Origin of the sequence: Poseidonocella sp. HB161398 (genome assembly GCF_005870025.1) — a bacterium.
Taxonomy (GTDB): domain Bacteria; phylum Pseudomonadota; class Alphaproteobacteria; order Rhodobacterales; family Rhodobacteraceae; genus Mangrovicoccus.
Genome location: NZ_VATA01000060.1, coordinates 17,623 through 39,077, shown reverse-complemented (window position 1 = coordinate 39,077; position 21,455 = coordinate 17,623). Strand labels below are relative to the sequence as shown.

Annotated in this window: 15 protein-coding genes; 7 read left to right on the top strand and 8 right to left on the bottom strand. The window is 71.5% G+C overall.

Annotated features, from left to right (window positions below; genetic code table 11):
• Positions 1-1,271 precede the first annotated feature (1,271 nt).
• The 3 genes from FGX59_RS29315 to FGX59_RS29305 all read left to right on the top strand — a co-directional run bounded on the left by FGX59_RS29315 (position 1,272) and on the right by FGX59_RS29305 (position 4,829).
• Entirely contained in the window at positions 1,272-1,955 is a 684-nt protein-coding gene (locus FGX59_RS29315) for a GntR family transcriptional regulator (protein ID WP_138471064.1), read from the top strand.
• A 66-nt stretch (positions 1,956-2,021) separates the two neighbouring features.
• Positions 2,022-3,098, top strand: coding sequence for a Tat pathway signal protein (locus tag FGX59_RS29310; protein ID WP_138471062.1), 1,077 nt, complete (start codon positions 2,022-2,024; stop codon positions 3,096-3,098).
• Positions 3,099-3,203: 105 nt separating this feature from the next.
• Complete coding sequence (locus FGX59_RS29305; RefSeq protein WP_138471060.1) at positions 3,204-4,829, top strand: acyl-CoA dehydrogenase family protein; 1,626 nt, start codon at positions 3,204-3,206, stop codon at positions 4,827-4,829.
• Positions 4,830-6,365: 1,536 nt separating this feature from the next.
• Here the strand turns inward: FGX59_RS29305 and FGX59_RS29300 are convergent.
• From FGX59_RS29300 to FGX59_RS29275, 6 genes are all read right to left on the bottom strand, one after another.
• Entirely contained in the window at positions 6,366-6,836 is a 471-nt protein-coding gene (locus tag FGX59_RS29300) for a CYTH domain-containing protein (protein WP_138471058.1), read from the bottom strand.
• Between the two features lie 141 nt (positions 6,837-6,977).
• The gene (locus FGX59_RS29295; RefSeq protein WP_138471056.1) at positions 6,978-7,217 is read right to left on the bottom strand and encodes a winged helix-turn-helix transcriptional regulator; all 240 of its coding nucleotides are present in this window, start codon (positions 7,215-7,217) and stop codon (positions 6,978-6,980) included.
• The gene (locus FGX59_RS29290) at positions 7,214-8,917 is read right to left on the bottom strand and encodes a SulP family inorganic anion transporter (protein ID WP_138471055.1); all 1,704 of its coding nucleotides are present in this window, start codon (positions 8,915-8,917) and stop codon (positions 7,214-7,216) included. The genes FGX59_RS29295 and FGX59_RS29290 overlap by 4 nt, the downstream gene beginning before the upstream one ends.
• Positions 8,918-8,982: 65 nt before the next feature.
• Entirely contained in the window at positions 8,983-9,243 is a 261-nt protein-coding gene (locus FGX59_RS29285; protein WP_138471053.1) for a helix-turn-helix domain-containing protein, read from the bottom strand.
• A gap of 144 nt (positions 9,244-9,387) precedes the next feature.
• Positions 9,388-9,651, bottom strand: a complete 264-nt coding sequence (locus FGX59_RS29280; RefSeq protein WP_138471051.1) for a hypothetical protein — start codon at positions 9,649-9,651, stop codon at positions 9,388-9,390.
• An 86-nt stretch (positions 9,652-9,737) separates the two neighbouring features.
• Positions 9,738-11,063: an aspartate aminotransferase family protein gene (locus FGX59_RS29275; RefSeq protein WP_138471049.1), complete on the bottom strand. Its 1,326-nt coding sequence runs from the start codon at positions 11,061-11,063 to the stop codon at positions 9,738-9,740.
• Positions 11,064-11,206: 143 nt separating this feature from the next.
• On the opposite strand from FGX59_RS29275, the gene FGX59_RS29270 reads away from it, so the two are divergent.
• The 4 genes from FGX59_RS29270 (at position 11,207) to FGX59_RS29255 (ending at position 16,326) form a co-directional block, all read left to right on the top strand.
• Positions 11,207-12,094 carry a MurR/RpiR family transcriptional regulator gene (locus tag FGX59_RS29270; protein WP_138471047.1) on the top strand — a complete coding sequence of 296 codons (888 nt, stop codon included), beginning with the start codon at positions 11,207-11,209 and terminating at the stop codon, positions 12,092-12,094.
• Between the two features lie 96 nt (positions 12,095-12,190).
• Entirely contained in the window at positions 12,191-13,162 is a 972-nt protein-coding gene (locus FGX59_RS29265) for a TAXI family TRAP transporter solute-binding subunit (protein WP_138471045.1), read from the top strand.
• Between the two features lie 101 nt (positions 13,163-13,263).
• Positions 13,264-15,888 (top strand): TRAP transporter permease, encoded by a 2,625-nt coding sequence (locus FGX59_RS29260; protein WP_138471043.1) that lies wholly within the window; start codon positions 13,264-13,266, stop codon positions 15,886-15,888.
• Between the two features lie 15 nt (positions 15,889-15,903).
• Positions 15,904-16,326 (top strand): universal stress protein, encoded by a 423-nt coding sequence (locus tag FGX59_RS29255; RefSeq protein ID WP_138471041.1) that lies wholly within the window; start codon positions 15,904-15,906, stop codon positions 16,324-16,326.
• A 392-nt stretch (positions 16,327-16,718) separates the two neighbouring features.
• Here the strand turns inward: FGX59_RS29255 and FGX59_RS29250 are convergent, their stop codons facing one another.
• Positions 16,719-20,174, bottom strand: coding sequence for an AAA family ATPase (locus tag FGX59_RS29250; RefSeq protein WP_138471039.1), 3,456 nt, complete (start codon positions 20,172-20,174; stop codon positions 16,719-16,721).
• A complete protein-coding gene (locus tag FGX59_RS29245) occupies positions 20,174-21,421 on the bottom strand; it encodes a DNA repair exonuclease (protein ID WP_138471037.1) in 1,248 nt (415 codons plus the stop codon). The genes FGX59_RS29250 and FGX59_RS29245 overlap by 1 nt, the downstream gene beginning before the upstream one ends.
• Between the last annotated feature and the right edge of the window lie 34 nt (positions 21,422-21,455).

The window sequence follows — 21,455 nt, the reverse complement described above, 5'->3', positions numbered from 1 at the left end:
GCCAGTTTCCGGACATGGCCGGGCCGGTGGGGGAGGGTGCCCCAGTGGCGGACCTCGCCGCCCCGCTCGTCCGCCGCAACGGCCACCGAGATCATCGCCTTGCGGACATCCAGCCCGATGAAGATGCTGTCCTGCACTTGGTCTCTCCCCCATTCATAATGGCTCGGCGCCAACCCGTCTGGCGCAACCCTCGAAGGAGAATGACGCGGGAGGCACCACCGGCCCAGTCGGCCAACCTCGCGACCATGAGGGCTAAAGCGCGTAAAGCCAGGACCCCGTTGCTGGGTTATCGGCCACCCGCACCGGAGGTCACGCAATGACCGGCTTCGCCGCCCAGCTCAGCTCGGCAGACCATCCAGGCCGTGGCGCCTTGGCCAATCATGCACGAAGATCGGGGCTGGACCACGTGATTGCGGCAGGTCACGGCAGGAAAGAGGCTTCCCGCAAATGACAGCACTGTTCCGCAGTCTCCCGTCTTGTGCATAGCGCCGGATAGGCAGGGAACAGAAGGCGGCATCCGTCGGGCCGCGCCCGGACCGCCATCTGCCCTGCCAATCGGCTGATCCTGGGCCTCTTTCCTCCACCAACCCCGTGCAGGTCCGCCCGTACAGACCTGCGGCGCATCGTTCGGAACGGGGAAGCGCGCGTGCCTTGTTCCGGAACCCGGCGCTCTTCAGATCAGGATCACCGGCATCGCTTCAAAGCTCCGCCAGCACGCGCCTTGGCGGCGCCCGCCCCCTGAAACTGGCCGCATTCACGGATCCGATAGCACCCGGATGATCGCGCCAGGCCTCCATCGCCAGAGTCGCGCGGACTGCTGGCCCCGCATGTCCCATTCCAGGGCGCCCGGCGAGTGAGCCTCGCAGCGCCGCGATCCTGCAGGAGAAGGCGGATGTCAGCCAGCGGCGGCGAACCGGGGCCGGCGCGCAGAGCGGGACCGGTCCGGACCCTTCGGGTTCCGAGGCGCTCAGGATGTGGCCGGGCTCCCGCTCTGGCGGAAACTGCCCGCGCCATGCGCCGCATCCGGTCAGGGACGCTCTGCAGGGCGCCGCCTCGCGCCGGAGGACCTGTGCCCGGCAGGACCGCGAGAGGACGCCGGCCCGCTCCGACGCCCCTCCGATCCCCGGCCGTCCCCCTGCCTGCCAGCGGGCGCGGATGGATGCGGATGCCAGGCGCCGCCTGCTCTGCGGCGCTTGGCAGCAGCAGCGCAGGGCGCCGGCGGATCCGATTGGCTTTGCCTTCGCCCGGCGAAGCGGCTAGATCATCCTGCGATGACGGACACGGTCGAAAACAGGATCATACATCACGTCCTCGATGCCATCGCGGACCAGAAACTGCGCGCCGGGACCAAGCTCGGCGAACAGGAGCTCGTTGCGATCTTCGACTGCAACCGCGCCCAGATCCGCCGCGCCCTGGCGATGCTGACCGGCTATGGCGTGATCGAGCTGGTGCGCAACCGCGGCGCCTTCGTCGCCATCCCCAGCGAAACGGAATCCCGCCAGGTCTTCGAGGCGCGCCGCGCCATCGAGGCCACGATCTGCCGCAATGCCGTCGCCCATGCCGACGCCGCCGACCTCGCGCGGATGCGCGCCCATCTGGACGAGGAGGCCCGCGCCGCCGCCGGGCTCGCCAGCCGCGCGCAGGTGCTGCGCCTCTCGCGCCGCTTCCACCTGCTGCTGGCCGAGCTCGGCCGCAACCGGGTGCTGGCCAAGTACCTCGAGGAGCTGACGCTGCGCAGCGCGCTGATCCTCGGCTGCTACGGCTCGGGCCGCGCGCAGCTCTGCGCCTCGACCGAGCACCAGGACATCGTCGCCGCGATCGCCCAGGGCGACGCCGATCTGGCCTGCCGCCTGCTCGAGGGCCATCTGCGCCATCTCGAGGAGGCGGTGGAATACGGCAGGCGCCCCGCCGCGGGCAATGCGCTGGCCAGCATCTTCGACGGCCCCTCCGACTGAGCGCTTCGGCCGCCGTCCTTGATGTCGCTCAATCCGCGATGCCGGATATCGGCCTAGGCTGGCGGCATGACACAGTCCCCGCCCCCGCCCAGCTCCGACCTGCCCGCCCCGGGCAGCGGCGGGGCCGCGCGCCGGATGCAGGCCGAGGCCGCGCGGCAGCGCCGGCCCGTCCCCGGCGCGCCGCTTCTCGAAGAGCTCGTGCGCCAGGCCGCGCTCGCGGCGAATGCCCATAACACCCAGCCCTGGCAGTTCCTCGTCGCGCCGGAGCGGATCCGCATCCTGCCGGACCCCGCGCGCCGCACCCCGGTGGTCGATCCCGACGACCACCACCTGCATCTGAGCCTCGGCTGCGCGGCGGAGAACCTGATCCTCGCAGCCAGCGCGGAAGGGATCGCGGCCCGGGCGGCGTGGGACGGCAACAGCGTCGCCATCGCGCTCGGCCCCGCGGGGAGCTGCCCGCATCCCGACCGGCTCGCCGCGGCGATCCCCCTGCGCCAGACCACGCGCGGGCCCTATGACGGCAGCCGGGCGGGCGCGGCCGAGCTCCTGCAGCTCGAGGCGGCCGGGGCGGCGCAGGGCGTGGCGCTGCGCCTCTGCACGGAGGCCACGGCGCTGGAGGCGCTGGCGGAGATCGCGGCCAGCGCCGCCGCCGCCCAGCTTGCCGATCCCGCCTTCCGCGCCGAGCTGCTTGCCTGGCTGCGCTTCTCCCCGGCGCGGGCGCTGGCTACCGGGGACGGGCTCTACGGGCCTTCGGCCGGGGCGCCCGCCCTGCCCGACTGGCTCGGCCGGCGCCTCTTCGGCGCGGCGCTCCGCCCGCAGGCCGAAGGGAACAAGCTGCGGGCCGAGATCGCCTCCTCCGCCGGGGTCGCGGTCTTCGCCGGCGCGGGGCAGGATCCGGCCAGCCGCCTCCGGACCGGGCGCAGCCTGCAGCGCGTCTGCCTGGCCGCGGCGCGGCTGGGTCTGCGGACCGCGCCGGTCAACCAGCCGGTCGAGGTCCCGGCCTTCCGCGGCGCGCTGGCGGACTGGGCCGGCATGCCGGGGCGGCGGCCGGATTTCGTTCTGCGCTTCGGCCGCGCGCCCGCCATGCCCTGGTCGCTGCGCCGTCCGCCCGCCGCCGTGATCCGCCGCGATCCCGCCTCCTGAGCCGCGCGCCGCGAGGTTTCGCTTGGAGCAGCCGGGACGGCGGGCCTAGGCTGGAGATGCCGGGAGGCGGGGAGGCCGCCCGGCCCAGCGAGGAGGAGGCAGGCCATGACCCGTCCCGGCGGCGAGACCGCGCTTGGCACCCATGAGGTCGAGAACCAGCCGCTGCCCCTCGGCGGCCCAGTCGCGGCCCTGGGCGACGCGATGCTGGCGCCGCATCTCGACGGGCTCGCCCCGGCGCTGGCCGAGGGGCTGGAGCATTACGGCCAGGCGCTCGGCAGCGCGGAGATGCGCGAGGCGGCGCGGGACTGCAACCGCCACCCGCCCGAGCTCGCGCTCTTCGACCGCGGCGGGCGGCGGCTGGACGAGGTGCGGTTCCATCCCGGCTATCACCGGTTCATGGCGCTGTCGCAGCGCGCGGGCTATGCCGCGGCCGCCTGGGAGGGCGCGCCGGGCGGGCATCTGGCGCATGCCGCGATGGTCTACATGGCCAGCCAGGTCGAGCCCGGCCATTGCTGCCCGCTGACCATGACCCATGCCGCGATCCCGGCGCTGGCCGCCCAGGGCGGCTTCCCCGACTGGCGCCAGAAGCTGATGTCGCGCCATTACGACCCCGCCGTCGCGCCGCTGGCGCAGAAGGGCGGGGCGACGCTCGGCATGGCGCTGACCGAGAAGCAGGGCGGGTCGGATCTGCGCGCCAATGCCGCCCGCGCCGAGCGCGACGGGACCGACTGGCGGCTGAGCGGGCACAAGTGGTTCTGCTCGGCGCCGATGTCCGACGGCTTCCTGACACTGGCACAGGCGCCGGGCGGGCTGACCTGCTTCCTGATGCCCCGCTGGCTGGAGGACCGCCGCAACGGGCTGCGGATCATGCGGCTGAAGGACAAGCTCGGCAACCGCTCCAATGCCTCGGCCGAGATCGAGTACGACCGCGCGCTGGCCTGGCAGCTGGGCGAGGAGGGGCGCGGCGTGCAGGCGGTGATCGCGATGGTGCACCACACCCGGCTCGACACCGCGCTGGCCCCGGCCGGGCTGATGCGCGCGGCGCTCGCCGAGGCGCATCACTGGGTTTCCGGGCGCCGCGCCTTCGGCCGGCGGCTCGCCGAGCAGCCGCTGATGCGCCGCGTGCTGGCCGATCTGGCGCTCGACCTCGAAGGCAGCCTGGCGCTCGGGATGCATGTCGCCGCCGCGTTCGGCCGCCCCGATCCCGAAAGCCAGGCCTTCGCCCGGATCGGCGTCGCGCTGGCCAAGTACCTGTCGAACAAGCTCTGCCCGCTGGTCGTGGGCGAGGCGATGGAGGCGCTCGGCGGTTCCGGCTATGTCGAAGACGGGCCGCTGCCGATGCTCTGGCGCGAGGCGCCGCTCAACGGCATCTGGGAGGGCTCGGGCAACGTGATCTGCCTCGACATCCTGCGGACGCTGGCGAAGGTGCCGCTGGCGGCGGAGCGGCTCTCGGCCGAGCTCGAGGCCCCGGCCCCGCTCGACCCGGCCTATCGCCGCGCGCTCGGCGCCTTCCGCGACCGCTGGCCCGGCCTGCCCGGCGAGGCAGAGGCGCGCAGCTTCGCCGAACATGCCGCGCTGCTGCTGGCCGCCTCGGTGCTGGTGCGCAAGGCGCCGCCCGAGATCGCCGGGGATTTCCTGCGCACGCGGATCGAAATGCCCCGCGGCCGCCTGCCCGGCGCGGTGGCGGGCCTTGCCGAAGCCCCGATCCTCGCCCGCCTCGCCCCCGGCTGAGCCTCGGCGGCACGTTTCCGGCATTCCTCGGCCTGCGGCAAGCCGTGGCTCTCGCAGAAGGCCCGGTCAGGGTCCGGGTTCCGGCGGCTTGCGGGCCCCGCGCCACGATGACGAAGCGCGGGCGTGTTCCGGCAATGGCCGAGGCGACGCCCGCCCTCGCGACCGCCTGCGCCGCGGCTGGCCAGCAGGGCAAAAGCCCCGTCTCTGGCACAACCCTTGGGCGCAGCGGCAGGGTCAAGGGATCGGTCTCGTCCCGGCGCCCCGCCCCAGTCGAAACGATGGCAGCCGACAGCCTGCACCCGGGGGGACGGCTTCGCCGAAGGAGACCGGACCGCAGCGGGCGGGCAGCCCGCAGCTGGACTCCCGGCCGGATGGCCAATCCAGCGCTCGCCTGTCTCCTGTCCGCAGGCGGGGGCACCGAGGTCAGTTCCGGTATCTGCAGATGCGCCAGATCAGCCTGCCGTCTCAGCGCGGTCGGTCCCGCCCTGCCAGAAGGGTCGCGAAGACGCCGCCAGCCGGGCCATTGAAAGGCCAATGCAGCGGCAACGCCGTCTGGCAGCGCACTGACAGGGCCTGTCCGGCGAAAGCCGCCGGGCGCAACCTGGAAAACTTATGCAGAAGACAGCTGGAGTTGCTCTCCCCTGGAAGCGGCCTCTGCCAGATATGGGGCAGTTTCCGCCTTGGCGACGCCCGAGAGGCATCTTGCAGCCCCCGCCAGGCGGCCACGGCCACCTGCGGCTGGCGCGCGGACCCCGCCTTTCTCACCGGCCGCCGCAGGCTACAATTCGCAGATCGCCGAAAAGGGATAGAGCTTGTTTCGACGGGGGGCCTTCCATGCCCGGGACCGCGCGCGACAGGCAGCCTCGTCCTGACGCAGTGCTTCAAAACGCATGTTCCGCCGCCAAGGGAGCCGGAAACGGATCCCGGGAAGATGGAGGCACCTGCGAATGACGCCCCTTGAGCCTTCGTCGCTTGCGCCCGCGCGCACTCGGGGCTTGTCGGCGCGGCCATGTCAGCCCGGGCATCGAACGAAGCCGGGAGCTGGATCGGATGGCGTGGGCTCCCGGCGCGGGCAAGACCAGTGCCGCGCCCGATGCTGATGGCCGTGCCGCTGTCAGCGCCCCGCCCTGCGGGCGCATCGCCTCCACCGCGCCCCCAGCGGCTGGCGGGCACACCTCCCGTCCCCCTGCCGGCGAAGATACGCGCCGGTGGCATGGCCCCCGCATCATCGGAAAAGTCCGCACCGCCGGGCGGTCCGGCGCCATGCACATGGCTCAGGGCGGGGTTGCACAGACCACGGGTTGCTGCGGCGCAGCTTAAACTCTATCTTCCATACCAGACACAGGTTGTGTTCACGAGTTCTAGAGTTTCCGGCAGCTCCTCCTCCTCCCTGAGCTGCGGAAATCAGCGGCGGTCCCCTCCTCCTCCCTGGGACCGCCGCTTTCTTTTTTCCAGTCCCCCGCAATCACGCAGAAACGCCCTGCCGCATGGCAGCGAGCGTGGACAGGTCCTTCCCTGATCAGGATTCGCGGCGCGTCAGCCCCCGGCGGCGCGGTCGAGCCCGGCCAGCGCGGTGCGGCGCAGCTCCGTCAGGCCGGAGATCTCGCGGCCGAGCCAGGGCGGACGGGCGAATCGCGCCTCCTCGGAGGTCAGCTCGATCTCCGCCAGCAGGATCCCCGAGAGCGCGCCGTGATATTCGTCGATCGTCCATTCCTGGCCGTCATGGAAAAGGTGGTGGCGGGTCTTCTCTCGGATCTCGCCGCTGCAATGCTCCTCCAGCAGGACGCGGGCATCGCCGGGCGGGATCTCGTATTCGAACTCGTCGCGGGAAATGCCCCGCCGCGGGCCCTTCACGGTCAGCGTCGCCCGTGTTCCGTCATAGCGGACGCGCACCTTGCGGCCGTCGCCAAAGGCCACGATCCCGTCGCGCAGGCGCTCCTTGCGCGCCACGTTCCGGCGCCAGCCCTCGCCTTCGACGAGGAATTTGCGCTCGATTTCCTTCGCCATGGCATCACCCCTGACCCCAGCCCCGGAATCGCGCCGGGTGCGGAACCGGCACGGCACTGCGGCATGGACGCATTCCGCGGCATGGCCTGTCAAGCCTCGAGGCCCCGGACGCGGCAACAGCGCAGGGCGCCTCCGCCCGTCTCAGCCGCGGCGGCAGCCGGTCTTCTCCCAGATCCGGGTCCAGCCGACCTTCTCGGCCGGACGCGCCAGCCCGTCGCGCTCGAGCCGCCGCAGCAGGTGCAGCACGCCGCTATTACTCATGCCCAGAAGATCGCGCAGCTCCGCCTGGGTGCGCGGCCGCTCGAGCGCGCTGAGCGCCAGCCGGCGCCGCGCCTCCGCGCCCTGGCGCCGCTGGGTGCCGGTGACGCCGCGGCGGCTCATCGCTCCGCCCCGGCGCGGATCTGCGCCAGCGCCGCCTCGACCGAGGCCGCGGGACGCGCCAGCGGCGCCACCAGCCCGTGAGTGGCCAGCACCCGCGACAGCGCCGGATCCGCCCCGGTCAGCCACAGCGCCACGCCGCGGCTGCGCGCCTTGCGCGCCAGCCCCTCGATCATCGCCGCGCCGGTGGAATCGAGGAAGGGCACCGCCGCCAGATCGACCACCAGCGCCCGGTGCCCGTCCTGGATGCGGTCGAGCACCGAGCCGATCGAGGCAGCCGCGCCGAAGAAAAGCGCGCCGGTGATGCGGTAGACGGCGATATCGGGATCGGCCGCCTCCTGGCTGTAGGCGTCGCGGGGATGGGCACTGTCGGGCTCGTCGCGCCCGGCAAGCGGCACCTGCCGCGCCACCTCGGTCATCCGGCTCATCCGCTGGATGAAGAGCAGGGAGCCGAGCGCGACGCCGGTGACGATCGCCTCGGTCAGGTCGCGGAAGATGGTGAGCAGGAAGGTCGTGCCCAGCACCGCCGCCTCGCCCGGGCCCGAGCGCAGGAGGATGGTGATGGCGGGCTTCTCGATCATGTTCCAGGCGACCACGGCCAGCACCCCGGCCAGAGCGGCCAGCGGGATGAAAGAGGCCAGCGGCGCCGCCACCAGGATGAAGGCCAGCAGGAAGACCGCATGCAGCATCCCCGCCACTGGGCCATGCGCGCCCGAGCGGACATTGGTCGCGGTGCGCGCGATGGTGCCGGTGACGCAGAACCCGCCGAAGAGCGCCGCGCCGGCATTGGCCACGCCCTGGGCCACCAGCTCGCAGTTGGAACGGTGGCGCCGCCCGGTCATGCCGTCGGCCACCACCGCCGAGAGGAGCGACTCGATGGCGCCAAGGAGGGCGAAGGCGGCCGCGGCGGGCAGCACCTCCAGCACCTTGGCGGGGCTGAAATCGGGCAGATGCGGCAGAGGCAGGCTCGCCGGGATGCCGCCGAAGCGGCTGCCGATCGTCGCCACCGGCAGGGCAAGGAGCGCCGCCGCGGCGGAGGCCGCCGCCACCGCGATCAGCATGCCCGGCCAGTGCGGACGCCAGCGCCGGAGCCCGAGGATCAGCGCCACCGTCGCGGCCGAGACCGCCACCGCCGCCGGGGTGACGCTGCCGCGGACCTCCCAGAGCGCGGGGATCTTCTCGAGGAGCCGCCCCGGCTCGTCCCCCAGCGACAGGCCGAAGAGCTCGCGCAGCTGGCTGGCGAAGATGATGACGGCGATCCCGGCGGTGAAGCCGACCGTCACCGGGAAGGGCATGAAGCGCACGAAGGCGCCGAGCCGCAGGAGCCCCGCCGCGGCCAGCATCAGCCCCGACAGGAAGGTCGCCAGGATCAGCCCGTCGGGGCCATGCGCCGCCATGGTCGCGGCGACGAGCACGATGAAGGCCCCCGCCGGACCGCCGATCTGGAAGCGCGAGCCGCCGAGCAGCGAGACCAGGAATCCGCCTACGATCGAGGTATAGAGCCCCTGGGCAGGCGTCGCGCCCGAGGCGATGGCGATCGCCATCGACAGGGGGAGCGCGACGATGGCTACGGTCATCCCGGCCACGGCATCGGCGCGCAGCTCGGCAAGGCCGTATCCCTCGCGCAGGACGGTGACGAGCTTCGGGGTGAAAAGGCCGGCGAAGCTCTCGGCCGCGCCCTGGGGATGTGTCGTGTCTGTCATGCGTGGCCGCAGCCTGCTGGTAGCGCGGCACGGCCTCCGGCAGGCCGCCGCCGCGGGGCCGGAAATCAGGGGGCCGGGGGGCCCGATTTCAGGCGCAGGCCGCGGCCGCCGGAATTGCTCGCCGCGCCTTCGCCGATGAGTTCCACCCCGGCCCGGTCCAGCGCCTCGACGACGCGGGTCAGGCTGTCGACCACGCCGCGGACATTGCCCGGGCTGGCCTCCATCCGCTGGATGGTCGGCACCGACAGGCCGGAGAGCTCGGCCAGGGTCTTCTGGTCGATTCCCAGGAGCGCCCGGGCCGCGCGCATCTGCGCCGATGTGATCATGGACATGTCCCGAAGTGGAATGATGCGACTCGACACTACAACAGTCATGTATCAGATATCAAGTCTGCCGTTCAGAACGGCACATGCCGCTTGCCCCTCCGCCGCGGCAGAGGGCGGGGCCGCGCCCCTCCGGCCCGCCTTGGGCTATCCGCGGGCGGCCAGGCGGCGCCGCGCGGTGCCGAGCTTCTGCCTTGCGGTCTCGAATTGCACCAGCGAGCGCATGCGCAGCTCGAAGAGCCGCCGCATCGGCGAGCCGGGCTCGCCGATCACCGCGCCATAGGGCTGGTCCTCGACCGGGAACCACTGCTTGACGTCGTCAAGCGCCATGTTCCAGGCGCGGTCGGCTTCGAGATAGCGCTGATAGGTCAGGCGCAGCGCGCGCCGCCGGAGTTCCAGTTCGGGCTGCATCGTCTCCTCCCCGGGTCAGATCTGCCCGGGCAGGATAGCATGGCAGCGGCCTGCGTCAAAACCACGGCTGCGTGCGCCGGCCGCGGTCAGTCCGGCAGGACCTGCCCGAAGGCAATGGCCAGCTTGTCGACGATCTCGTCCACATGCTCCGGCCCCATGATGAAGGGCGGCGCAAGCAGCATGTGGTCGCCCAGCCGCCCGTCGCGCGTGCCCTGCATCGGATAGCAGATCAGCCCCGCCTCGAAGGCCGCCTTCTTCAGCCGCGGCGCGATCGCCTCCTCGCGGTCGAAGGGCCTGCGGCTGTCGCGGTCGGCGACGAATTCCAGCCCGCGGAACAGTCCGCGGCCGCGGATGTCGCCGATATGCGGATGCTGGCCGAAGCGGGCGCGCAGCGCGTCCTCCAGCGCGGCGCCCATCCCGGCCACATTGCCGAGCAGCCCGCGCTCCAGGATGGCGGTGACCACGGCCAGCCCGGCGGCGCAGGCGGTCGGGTGGCCGATATAGGTGTGGCCGTGCTGGAAGAAGCCCGAGCCCCCGGCGATCGTGTCGTAGATCGCGCCGGTGCACAGCATCGCGCCGATCGGCTGGTAGCCCGCGCCCAGCCCCTTGGCGATGCACAGGATGTCGGGCGCCACGCCCTCCGCCTCGCAGGCGAAGAGATGTCCGGTCCGCCCCATGCCGCACATCACCTCGTCGAGGATCAGGAGCACGCCGTACTTGTCGCAGATCTCGCGGATGCGCCTGAAATAGCCGGGCACGGCCGGAACCGCGCCCAGCGTCGCGCCCACCACCGGTTCCGCCATGAAGGCGATGACCGTGTCGGGCCCGAGGGCGAGGATCTCGTCCTCCAGCTCCTGCGCGACGCGCTGGCCATAGGCCTCCGGCGTCTCGCCCGGCTGCTTCTCGGCATATTCGTAGCAGGGCGCGATATGGCGCATGTCGGCGAGCATCGGCTCGAACTGCGCGCGGCGCCAGGCATTGCCCCCGGCCGCCAGCGCGCCCAGCGTGTTGCCGTGATAGCTCTGGCGGCGGGCGATGATATGGCGCCGCTGCTTCTCGCCGCGCTCGACATGGTACTGCCGCGCGAGCTTCATCGCCGCCTCGGTGGCCTCCGAGCCGCCGGAGACGAAATAGACCCGGTCGATGCCGCCCGGCGCCTTCGAGATCAGCAGGTCGGCCAGCTTCTCGGCAGGCTCCGAAGTGAAGAAGCCGGTATGCGCGAATTCCAGCTGCGCCACCTGCGCCTGGACGGCGGCGACGATCTCGGGATCGCCATGGCCGAGGCAGGAGACCGCGGCCCCGCCCGAGCCGTCGAAATAGCGCTTGCCCGCCGCATCGACGAGATAGCAGCCATCGCCCGAAACGGCGACGGGCGGCGGGGACTTGATCTGGCGGGGGAAGACATGGCTCATCGGGCGCGTCCTTGGGAATGGGCCTGGCGGTGCAGGCGGCCGGGACTCTCCGCCCGGCACGGGCCGAGCCAAGCGGAAAATCACGGGTGCTGTCAAATCCCGGAGAAATAACATATGTTTGGTCCATCCGACCGGAGGCGCAGATGGACCCGACCCGCAAGACCCGCATCCTGACCGAGCTGAAGGGCGAGATCGCCGCACTCTCGCCGCAGCTGCGGCGGGCGGCGAAATACATCATCGACCACCCGTCCGATGTCGGCATCGACCCGATCCGCGACACCGCGCGCAAGGCCGGCGTCAGCACCTACACCTTAGTTAAGATGGCTAAAAAGCTGGGTTTTTCGGGATACACCGCCTTCCGCGATCCGTTCCGCCAGGCGCTCCTGCCTTCGGCGGAAATGGGCGAGGACCGGATCTGGCTGGCCGCGCGGCAGGAGGAGGGCGCGCTCGGACAAGTCTATGCGGCGGCCGCGGGCAATGCGCTGGGGATCGTCTCGCGCTCGCTCGAGCACCAGGATCTCGACCGGATCGAGGCGATCACCGAGCTGCTGATGCAAGCCGACCGGGTCTACCTGACCGCGGTGCGCGCCAGCTACGCGATGGCCTACTACTTCCATTATGTCGGGCGGATGGCCCTGCCCACCCTGGAGTTGATCCCGCGGCACCAGAATAGCGCCATAGATGATCTGAATGACGCGAAACCGGGCGATGTGCTCTTGGCGATCGTGGTGACGCCCTATTCGCGCGAGACCCTCGAGGCCTGCCAGTTCGCGCAGGAGAAGGGCCTGAAACTCCTGCTTATTTCCGACAGCGAGGTGATTTCCCCGGGGCTGCATCCCGAGCATGTGCTGGTCACGACGGTGCAGTCGACCCATAATTTCGGCTGTTTCGCGGGGATGATCGCGGTGATCGAGGTGCTCCTGGCGATGCTGATGCACCGCGGGGGCGCGGCCGCACGGGAGCGAATCGAGTCCTATGACCGGCTGCGGGAAAACACCTCCGCCTTCTGGACAGCCCGGAAAAAACAATAGTTTGGGGATGACACGCCCGGCGACATGGTAAACTTTCCGCTCACGGACGCGCGAGCAACCGCGATCAGAGACGTGACAATCAAGGGGAGTCCCAACATGCAGTTCCGCACCATCATCGGTGGCCTGGCCGCCGCTGCCACCATTTCCATCGGCAGCGCCGCCGCCGCGCAGGAGACGCAGTTCATCTCGATCGGCACGGGCGGCGTCACCGGCGTCTACTACCCGACCGGCGGCGCGATCTGCCGCCTGGTGAACAAGTCGCGCAAGGAGCACGGCATCCGCTGCGCCGTGGAATCCACCGGCGGCTCGGTCTACAACATCAACACCATCCAGGCCGGCGAGCTGGAATTCGGCGTCGCCCAGTCCGACTGGCAGTACCATGCCTATCACGGCACCTCGCAATTCGCGGATCACCCCTTCCCCGAAGAGCGCGCGATGTTCTCGATCCATCCCGAGCCCTTCACCCTGCTGGTGCGCGGCGACAGCGGCATCGACAGCTTCGAGGGCCTCAAGGGCAAGCGCGTCAATGTCGGCAACCCCGGCTCGGGCCAGCGCGCCACGATGGAAGTCGTGATGGACGCCTTCGGCATCACCATGGACGATTTCGCCCTGGCAACCGAGTACAAGGGCTCGGAAATGGCCAAGCAGATCTGCGACGGCAATATCGACGCGATGATCTACACCGTCGGCCACCCGGCGGCGGCGATCCAGGAAGCCACCACCACCTGCGACGTCAAGCTGGTGGACGTGACCGGCGCGCCGATCGACAAGCTGGTCGCCGACAACCCCTACTACCGCGTCGCCACCATCCCGGGCGGGATGTATGCCGGCAATGCCGATGACGTGACCACCTTCGGCGTCGGCGCCACGCTGGTGACCTCGATCGACGTTCCCGAGGAGGTCGCCTATGTCGTCGCCAAGGAAGTGATGTCCAATCTCGACGATTTCCGCAGCCTGCACCCCGCCTTCGCCAATCTCAAGGCCGAGGAAATGGTCAAGGACGGCCTCTCCGCGCCGCTGCATCCGGGCGCCGAGAAGGCGTACAAGGAACTGGGCCTGATCGAGTGATCCCCGGCGCGGCAACGCGCTGAGACGAACGCCCCGGCGCGCCGCAGGACGGCGCGCCGAACCCCATTTCCGCCAGAGACACAACCAGCAGGGACCGGCGCATGAGTGACAAGCCTGAACTTTCAGCAGAGGACATGGTCGCCGCGGCCGATACCGGCGCGCGAAATGCCGGACCGGCGGTCAGCCGGCTGATTTTCGCGCTCTGCATCATCTGGTCGCTGTTCCAGCTCTACATCGCCTCGAAGCTGCCCGGCGTGCTGGCGCAGATGACCGGGGTGTCCGAATTCGCCAATATCGTCGCCCAGGCGCGCTATGTGCACCTGGCCTTCGCGCTCCTGCTGGCGACGCTGGCCTTCCCGATCATGGGCCATCGCGACCGCGTGCCGGTCTATGACTGGGTCCTTGCCATCCTCGGCGTGGCCGCCTGCCTGTACCTCGTGGTCTTCCGCTTCGAGATCGCCCAGCGGCCCGGGCTCTGGTCGACCACCGACATCGTGATGTCGGGCATCGGCATGGTCGTGCTGATGATCGCGGCCTTCCGCTCGCTCGGCCTGCCGCTGGTCGTCATCTGCGGCCTCTTCCTCTGCCTCGCCTTCTTCGGCGGCTATTCGGAATGGATCGGCAACCTGACCAACTACGGCGGCGCCTCCTTCTCGAAGGCGATGGGCCATTACTGGATGCAGACCGAGGGCGTCTTCGGCGTCGCGCTCGGCGTGTCGACGACCATGATCTTCCTCTTCGTGCTCTTCGGCGCGATGCTGGAGAAGGCCGGGGGCGGCAACTGGTTCATCAAGGTGGCGATCTCGCTGCTCGGCGCGCTGCGCGGCGGCCCGGCCAAGGCGGCGGTGCTCAGCTCGATGATGACAGGGATGATCTCGGGATCGTCGATCGCCAATACCGTGACCACCGGCACCTTCACCATCCCGCTGATGAAGCGCATCGGCTTCTCGCCCGAGAAGGCCGGCGCGGTCGAGGTCGCCTCCTCCACCAACGGCCAGCTGACGCCGCCGGTGATGGGCGCCGCGGCCTTCCTGATGGTCGAATATGTCAACATCCCCTATATCGAGGTCGTCAAGCACGCCTTCCTGCCGGCCGTGATCTCCTATATCGCGCTGCTTTACATCGTCCATCTGGAAAGCCTGAAGATGGGCCTGAAGGGCCTGGAGAAGCCCGGCCGCGCGATCGGCGTGCCGATGATCCTGATCCTGTTCCTGACTGGCTTCCTCGCCATGGCGGCGATCACCATGGCGGTGATCGGCATCCGCGCCCTGCTGGAGCCGCTGATGCCCGGCGAGACGATCTATGCCGCGCTCGTCATGCTGGCGCTGGCCTACCTGGCGCTCGTCTACCTGGCCTCGCGCTATCCCGATATCGAGGTCGACGATCCCGATGCCCAGGTCGTGGCGGCGCCGCGGCTGACGCCGACGCTGCTGGGCGGGGCCTATTACGCGCTGCCGATCTTCGTGCTGGTCTGGAACCTGATGATCCGCACCGACACGCTGGAGCGGCTCTCCCCCGCGCTCTCGGCCTTCTGGGCGACGATCGCCATGGTCATCGTCGCGCTGACCCACCGGCCGCTCAAGGCGATGTTCCGCGGCGGCCGCGAGCTGGCGCATGAAACCGCGATGGGCTTCGGCGATTTCGTCGCGGGGCTGGAAGCGGGCGCGCGCAACATGATCGGCATCGGCGTCGCCACCGGCGCGGCCGGGATCATCGTCGGCACCATCTCGCTGACCGGGGCGCACCAGATCATCGGCCAGGTGATCGAGACGATCTCGGGCGGCAACCTGATGATCCTGCTGATCCTCGTCGCCATCCTGTCGCTGGTCCTCGGCATGGGCCTGCCGACCACCGCGAACTACATCGTCGTCTCCTCGCTGATGGCGCCGGTGATCCTCTCGGTCGGCGCCCAGGCGGGGCTGATCGTGCCGCTGATCGCGGTCCACATGTTCGTGTTCTATTTCGGCATCCTCGCGGATGACACGCCGCCCGTGGGGCTTGCCGCCTATGCCGCGGCCGCGATCTCGCGCGGGGATCCGATCAAGACCGGCCTCGTCGGCTTCTCCTACGACATCCGCACGGCGCTGCTGCCCTTCCTCTTCATCTTCAACACCGACCTGCTGCTGATCGACGTGGGCTTCTTCCACGCGATCCTGGTCTTCTGCGTCTCGCTCGTGGCGATGCTGCTCTTCGCCGCCGCGACCCAGGGCTATTTCATCGCGAAAAGCCGCCTGTGGGAAACCGCGGCGATCCTGCTGGTGGTCTTCACCCTCTTCCGCCCCGGCTTCTGGCTCGACATGATCGAGGAACCTTTCCAGGTCTTCGAGGGCCCGGCGGCGATCCAGGCGCTCGGCGACCTGCCCGCGGGCACGCCCGCGCGGATCGAGGTCACTGCGCCCGATTTCGACACCGGCAAGCTGGCGACCACGACGCTGCAATTCGTCCCCGAGGGCGAGGGCGACGGCATGGCGCGGCTCGAGGCGGCCGGGCTGACGGTCTTCGAGGAGGGCAGCATGCTGCTTCTCGAAGAGCCCTTCCCCGGCACGCCCTTCTTCGAGACGCTGGCCAACGGCTTCGACTTCTACGGCGACGAGCCCGCGCGGATCGACTCGGTCAAGATCGAGGCGGACCGGCTGCCGAAGGAGCTGTTCTTCATCCCGGCCTTCCTGCTGCTCGCGCTGATCGTCATGGTGCAGCGGCCGCGGGCCACGCAGCCGGCCTTCTGAAGGAGGAGGAGAGTGATGTTCAAGACAGTTCTGGCATCGGTCGATGTCTCGGTGCCCGAGGAGACCCGGGCACTCCTGAAAGCGGCGCAGGAGGCGGCCGCGGGCTGGGGCGCGACGCTCCATGTCGTCACGGTCGTGCCCGATGTCGGCATGGCCATCGTCGGCGCGCAGCTCGGCCAGGATTTCGGCGAGCGCTCGCGCCATGCCGCCCAGGCGGAGCTGGAGCGCGCGCTGGCCGATGCCGGGGTGGAGGCCGAGCCGCATGTGCTGACCGGCACGGTCTATGACCGGGTGATCCGCCTTGCCGACGAGCTCGATGTCGACCTGATCATGGTCGGCGCCCACCGGCCCGAGCTGAAGGAGTACCTGCTCGGCACCAACGCTGCGCGGCTCCTGCGGCATTCCCGCAAATCGGTCCTGGTCCTGCGCGGAAACTGATCCGGCCCAAGGGCTTGCAACGGGCGCGCCTCCTGCCGGAGGGGCGCCCTTTCCATGTCCGGAGCGCGCGGGCGATGCCTGCGCGCGAAACGCTGCCCCGCTCTGCCGAAGAACAGTCGGCAGGCCGCGAACAGCCGGTCCGCCTCGCGCTGGCGCGGCGCCCCGCCGCCATGCTGCGACTGCAACGCTGCGTTGCAGAAAAAGCGGTTGCTGCAGCGCGGCACAAAGGGTAGGTTGAAGTCATCGGATGCAGCGGCATCCACCGGAATTCAAAGTTTCCGGCAGCTCCTCCTCCTCCCTGAGCTGCGGAAAATCTGCGGCGGCCCCCTCCTCCTCCCTGGGGTCGCCGCTTTCTTTTTTCCAGCCCCTCTCTTCCCTGCCCTTCCGCCCGCTCAGGCCGTCCGCGCCGGATCCAGCTCGTGCACGCGCAGCCCCTCGCCGCAGACCTCGCGGGCGATCTCGACCACGTGGCGGTGATGGGTCAGGTAGATCGCCTGCCCGGTCCGGCCGATCCGCGCCATCACCCGGCAGGCCGCGCGGGTGCGCTCCTCGTCGAAGGTCTCGAAGATGTCGTCGCAGAAGAACGGCAGGCAGGTGCCCTGCGCCGCCATCTGGGCATGGGCCGCCGCCCGCAGTGCCAGGTAGAGCTGGAACCGCGTGCCCTTCGACATGTCCTGCGCCTGACGCGCCGTGCCCGCGCTGTCGATCGCGAAGAGCGTTTCGGCCTGGCCCTCGCGGCGGGTTTCAAGCCGCGGATAGCCGCCATTGGTCAGCTCGGCAAAGGCCGCCTCGGTCGCCGCCATCATCGCGCCGCGATGGCGGTCGCGGTAGCGGCGGATCGCCTCCTCGGCCAGCCGCAGCCCCAGATCGAGCGCCAGATGCCGCTCCGCCGTCTGCGCCAGCTGCAATTCCAGCACCGCGCGCCGCTCCGCCAGGAGCGCCACCTCGGCATCGTCCGAGACCGCCGCCAGATCGCGCTGCGCCGCGCTGTGCGCCTCGATCGCCGCGCGGTAGCCCGCCTCGAGCGGCTCGAGCCCGGCCTCCAGCGCCGCAAGTTCCGCCGCCAGCTCCGGCTGGCTGCGTCCCTCGAGCGCCGTCCGCGCCTCTTCCGCCGTCCGAAGCCCGAGCGCCGCGCAGATCCGCTGTTCCAGCGCCGCCGCCTCGCGGCCGAGCCGCGCCAGCTCGCCCGCCCGCGCCACGGCCTGGCGCAGCTCGGACAGCGTCGCCACCGGCACGCCGGGCGGGAAGTCGCGGCCGAGATCGGCCACCAGCCCGGCAATTCCGGCAAGCGTCTCCTCTTCGGCGGCAAGCGCCTGCCGATCCGCCTCCAGCCGGTCCGCGGCCGCCTTCCGGGCCTCCGCGCCGCGCTCTGCCGTCGCCAGCAGCCCGGCAAGCGCCTGGTAGCCCGCCAGCGGATCGGCCTCCGCCAGTCCGAGCGGCCCGGCAAGCGCCGCCACGCCCTCGGCAAAGCGCGCGGCGTCCTCCTCCATCGTCGCGACCTGCCGCGCCACCTGCGCGCGTTCCCGGCCGAGCGCGGCGAGCTCGTTCAGCGGCTGCAGCGTGCCCGTCACCGCCTCCGGGTCGAGCCGCCCGCCGAATTGCGCGCCCGCCAGCGCCTGCCACTCGGCCCCGGCCCGCGCGGCCGCGGCCTCGGCCGCATCGAGCGCGGCCTGCCGCTCCGCCAGATCCCGCTCCAGCGCGGCAAGCCCCGCCTCCAGCGCCCGCCCGGCCTCGTCATGCGCCCGCCAGGCGGCATCAAGGCGGCGCGCCTCTTCCAGCACCTCGCCGAATTCGGGCGCCGCGCGCGGCACATGCGGGGCGAGCGCCGCCATCAGTGCCGCCGCCGCCTCGATCACCGGCCGGTGCTCCGCCTCGGCCCGCGCCAGCGCCGCCGCGGCCTCCGCCGCCGTCTCTGCCCGGCGCAGCCAGCCGGGCAGCGCGGCGGGGTCCAGCGGGGCCTCGAGCCCCGAGTCGCGCGCCGCCGCCGCCAAGGCCGCCTGCCCGTCCTTCAGTGCCGCCCCGGCCGCCTCCAGCGCCTTTGCCCCGGCCGTCTGCCTTGCCCGCGCCTCGGCCAGCCGCGTCTCCATCTCGCGCAGCGCGCCCAGCTCCGCGGCATGGGCCAGCCGCCCGGACTGGGCGCGGTCATGCGCCTGCATCGCCGCCGCGAACCCCTCCGCCGTACCGCGATCGAGCGCCGCAAGATGCGCCGCCCAGAGCCGGTCCCGCTGGGCCAGAAGCTCTGCCGCGGCGGCGTCATCCAGCGGACCATCGCCGCGCCGCGCCTTGTCGATCCGCGCCTCCAGCGCCGCGATCTCTTCGCTTTGCGCCGACGCCGCCGTCCGCGCCGCGGCCAGGGCCTGCCCCTCCTCCTGCAATCGGACCAGCCGCGCCTCCGCCTCCGCCGAGGACAGCGCGGGGACCGGCGGGGCGGCGAAGACCTGCCCCTTCAGCGCCAGCGCATCCAGCGCCTCGCCTGCCCGCCGCCCGGCCGCGGCCAGATCGGCCAGCGCCGCGGCATGGCGCGGGGCCAGCCGGTCGGCCGAATGGCAGGCGAGCAGCCCGGCAAGGTCGGCCCCCGGCGCCGGGGCGCCGCGATGCACGGCAAGTTCCGCCGCCGCCTGGTCGCGCCGCCGCGCCAGCGCGTCGCGCTCCGCCCGGTCGCGCCCGGCATCGGCCCGGGCCGTGGCGCGGGCGCGGAAGGCCGCGTCGAGCGCCGACAGGGTGTCCGCATCCGGCAAGGGCAGCGACAGCGCCTCCGCCCCGGTGATGCCGAGCCCCGCCAGCCGCGCGAGGATTTCGTCAGAGAGCTCGACAAGCCGCGCCCGCCGCCGTGGCAGATCCTGCGCCGCCGGTCGCTGCCGCCCGGCGAGCTCCGCTAGCGCCTCCAGCGGCTCCGCCAGCGCCAGATGCGCCGGATCGGGCGCTGCCGACTCTAGCGCTTTCTCGCCAACGGAAATTGCCTGCAAGAGCCGGGCGCGCTCGGCCTTTGCCGCGGCCTCGCGCCCGGTCTGCTGCACCAGATGCTCGCCCGTGCCCTCTTCGGGCCGCGGCCAGCCGGGATGCGCGGCCAGCTCCGCCGCCATGCCGTCGAGCGCGGCGAGAAGCGGCAGCGCCTCGATCTCGGCGGCGAGCCGCGCCCGCCGGGCATGCTGCGCCTTCCGCTCCGCCGTCAGCCGCGCCTCTTCCGCTTCCGCCGCGGCCAGCTGCTGGCGCAGCGCCTTCAGCGCGGGCGCCTGCAGGTCGATCGCCTCGATCTGCGCGGAGACCTCGGCGATCTCGCCCTTCAGCCGGGCGAATTCCGTGCTGCGGCGGCGCGGCATGTAGAGCGCCTCGGCCTCGCCGCGCGCGGCATCCAGAACCTCGCTGAGCCCGCCGATCCCGGCCGCCGCGGAGAAGAGCAGCCGCCCGATCTCGCCCTGGGCGCGGACGATCTCCTCGCCGCCGGATTCGATCGTGGCATCGTCGAGGCAGAAGAGGCTGCGATAGGCCGCCTCGTCGAGCCCGCCGAGCAGCGCCCCCAGCGCGCCCTCGGGCAGCGCCGCCCCCGCGGCATCGAGAAGCGTCCCCGAGCGGCCCGGAACGCGGGCATAGCCGCGCGGCTCGCCACCCGTTTCCAGCACGCCCGAGACCCGCAGCGCGCTGCGGCCATGGCGGAAATCATAGGGCTCGTTCTTCGGCCGGAAGCCGTAGAGCAGGCGCAGATAGCCCTCCATCGTCGTCGTCTTGCCGGCCTCGTTCGGGCCGTGGACGATGTGGAAATCCGGGGCGCCGGCCGGCGCCTCGCCGAAATCGAAGCTCTTGGCGGCGAACTGGCCGAACATGTCGAGCGTGAGACTGCGCAGCCGCATCACGTCGCCGCCCCCGTCATCCGCGCGGTGATTTCCTCGGCGCCCGAGGCCAGGAGCCGCTCCGCCAGCGCGGCGAGCCCGGCCTCGTCGGCGGCCATGCGGTCAAGCTCGGCGCGCGGCAGCACCTTGGACAGCTCGGACAGCATTGCCTCCACCGCGGCACGGCCCTCGGCGCGGAAGGCCTCGCCGGCGGCGATCTCGTCCATCAGCGCGGCCAGGTCGGCCACCGCCCCGGCCGGGCGCGCCTCGCCCGGCGCGGCAAGATCGAGATCGAGCGACTCGAGCCAGAGCCGGCCCGTCGCCCGCGCCAGCCCCTCGGCCGTCTCCTCCCAGAGCGCCCGGTCGCGGCGCAGGCGCCAGTGGAGCGGGCTCTCGCCGGTCAGCTGCAGCCTGAGGATGCCGTCCTCCGAGACCAGCGCCCCGGCCTGGCGCGCGAATTCCGCCCGGATCAGGTCGCGCAGCGCGTCCTCCTCGGCCACGCCGGTGATGTCGAGCGGGCAGCGCAGGAATTCCACCGGCGAGACGACGCGCTCTTCCGCGGTGATGCCCTCCGGGCCGATTTCGATCAGGGTCGCGGATTTCGGCCCGTCCTCGCCGATGTCGCGGCCCTGCGGCATGCCCGGCATGACGATCCAGGGCCGGGTGCCGTGGACCTGGCGGCGGTGGACATGGCCGAGCGCCCAGTAGTCGAAGCCCATCGCGGCCAGCTCGGCCGGGCTGCAGGGCGCATAGGGATCATGCCCCGCCGCCCCCGCCAGCGACGTGTGCAGCATGGCGATATTCACCGCCCCCGCCACCGGCGCGCCGAATTTCGGCAGCAGGCTATCGGGCGCGTGGCGGCCGCTGAAGCTGACGCCGTGGACATGAATGCCGGTGCCCGGGATCTCGCGATGGCCGCCGCGGCCGGTGAAGACATGGACATTGCCCGGCAGCTCGACATTGCCGGTGATCGGGCTGGCCGCGTCATGGTTGCCGCGGATGTAGAAGACCGCGATCCCCTCGGCGCGCAGCCGGTCGAGCTGGGCGATCAGGAAGGCGCCGGTGCGCGCGCTGCGCCCCGCCCCGTCGAAGAGATCCCCCGCGATCAGCACCGCCGCGCAGCTTTCGGCAATCGCCAGGTCGACGATCGATTCGAGCGCCCGGCGCGTCGCCGCCTGGACGCGGGCGCGCAAGCCCTCGCTGCGCAGCGCGAGCGAGCGCAGGGGCGAGTCGAGATGGATGTCGGCAGTGTGCAGGATACGGGTCACGGAGGGCCTCCTCGGGGCGGAGCTAAACCGCTCC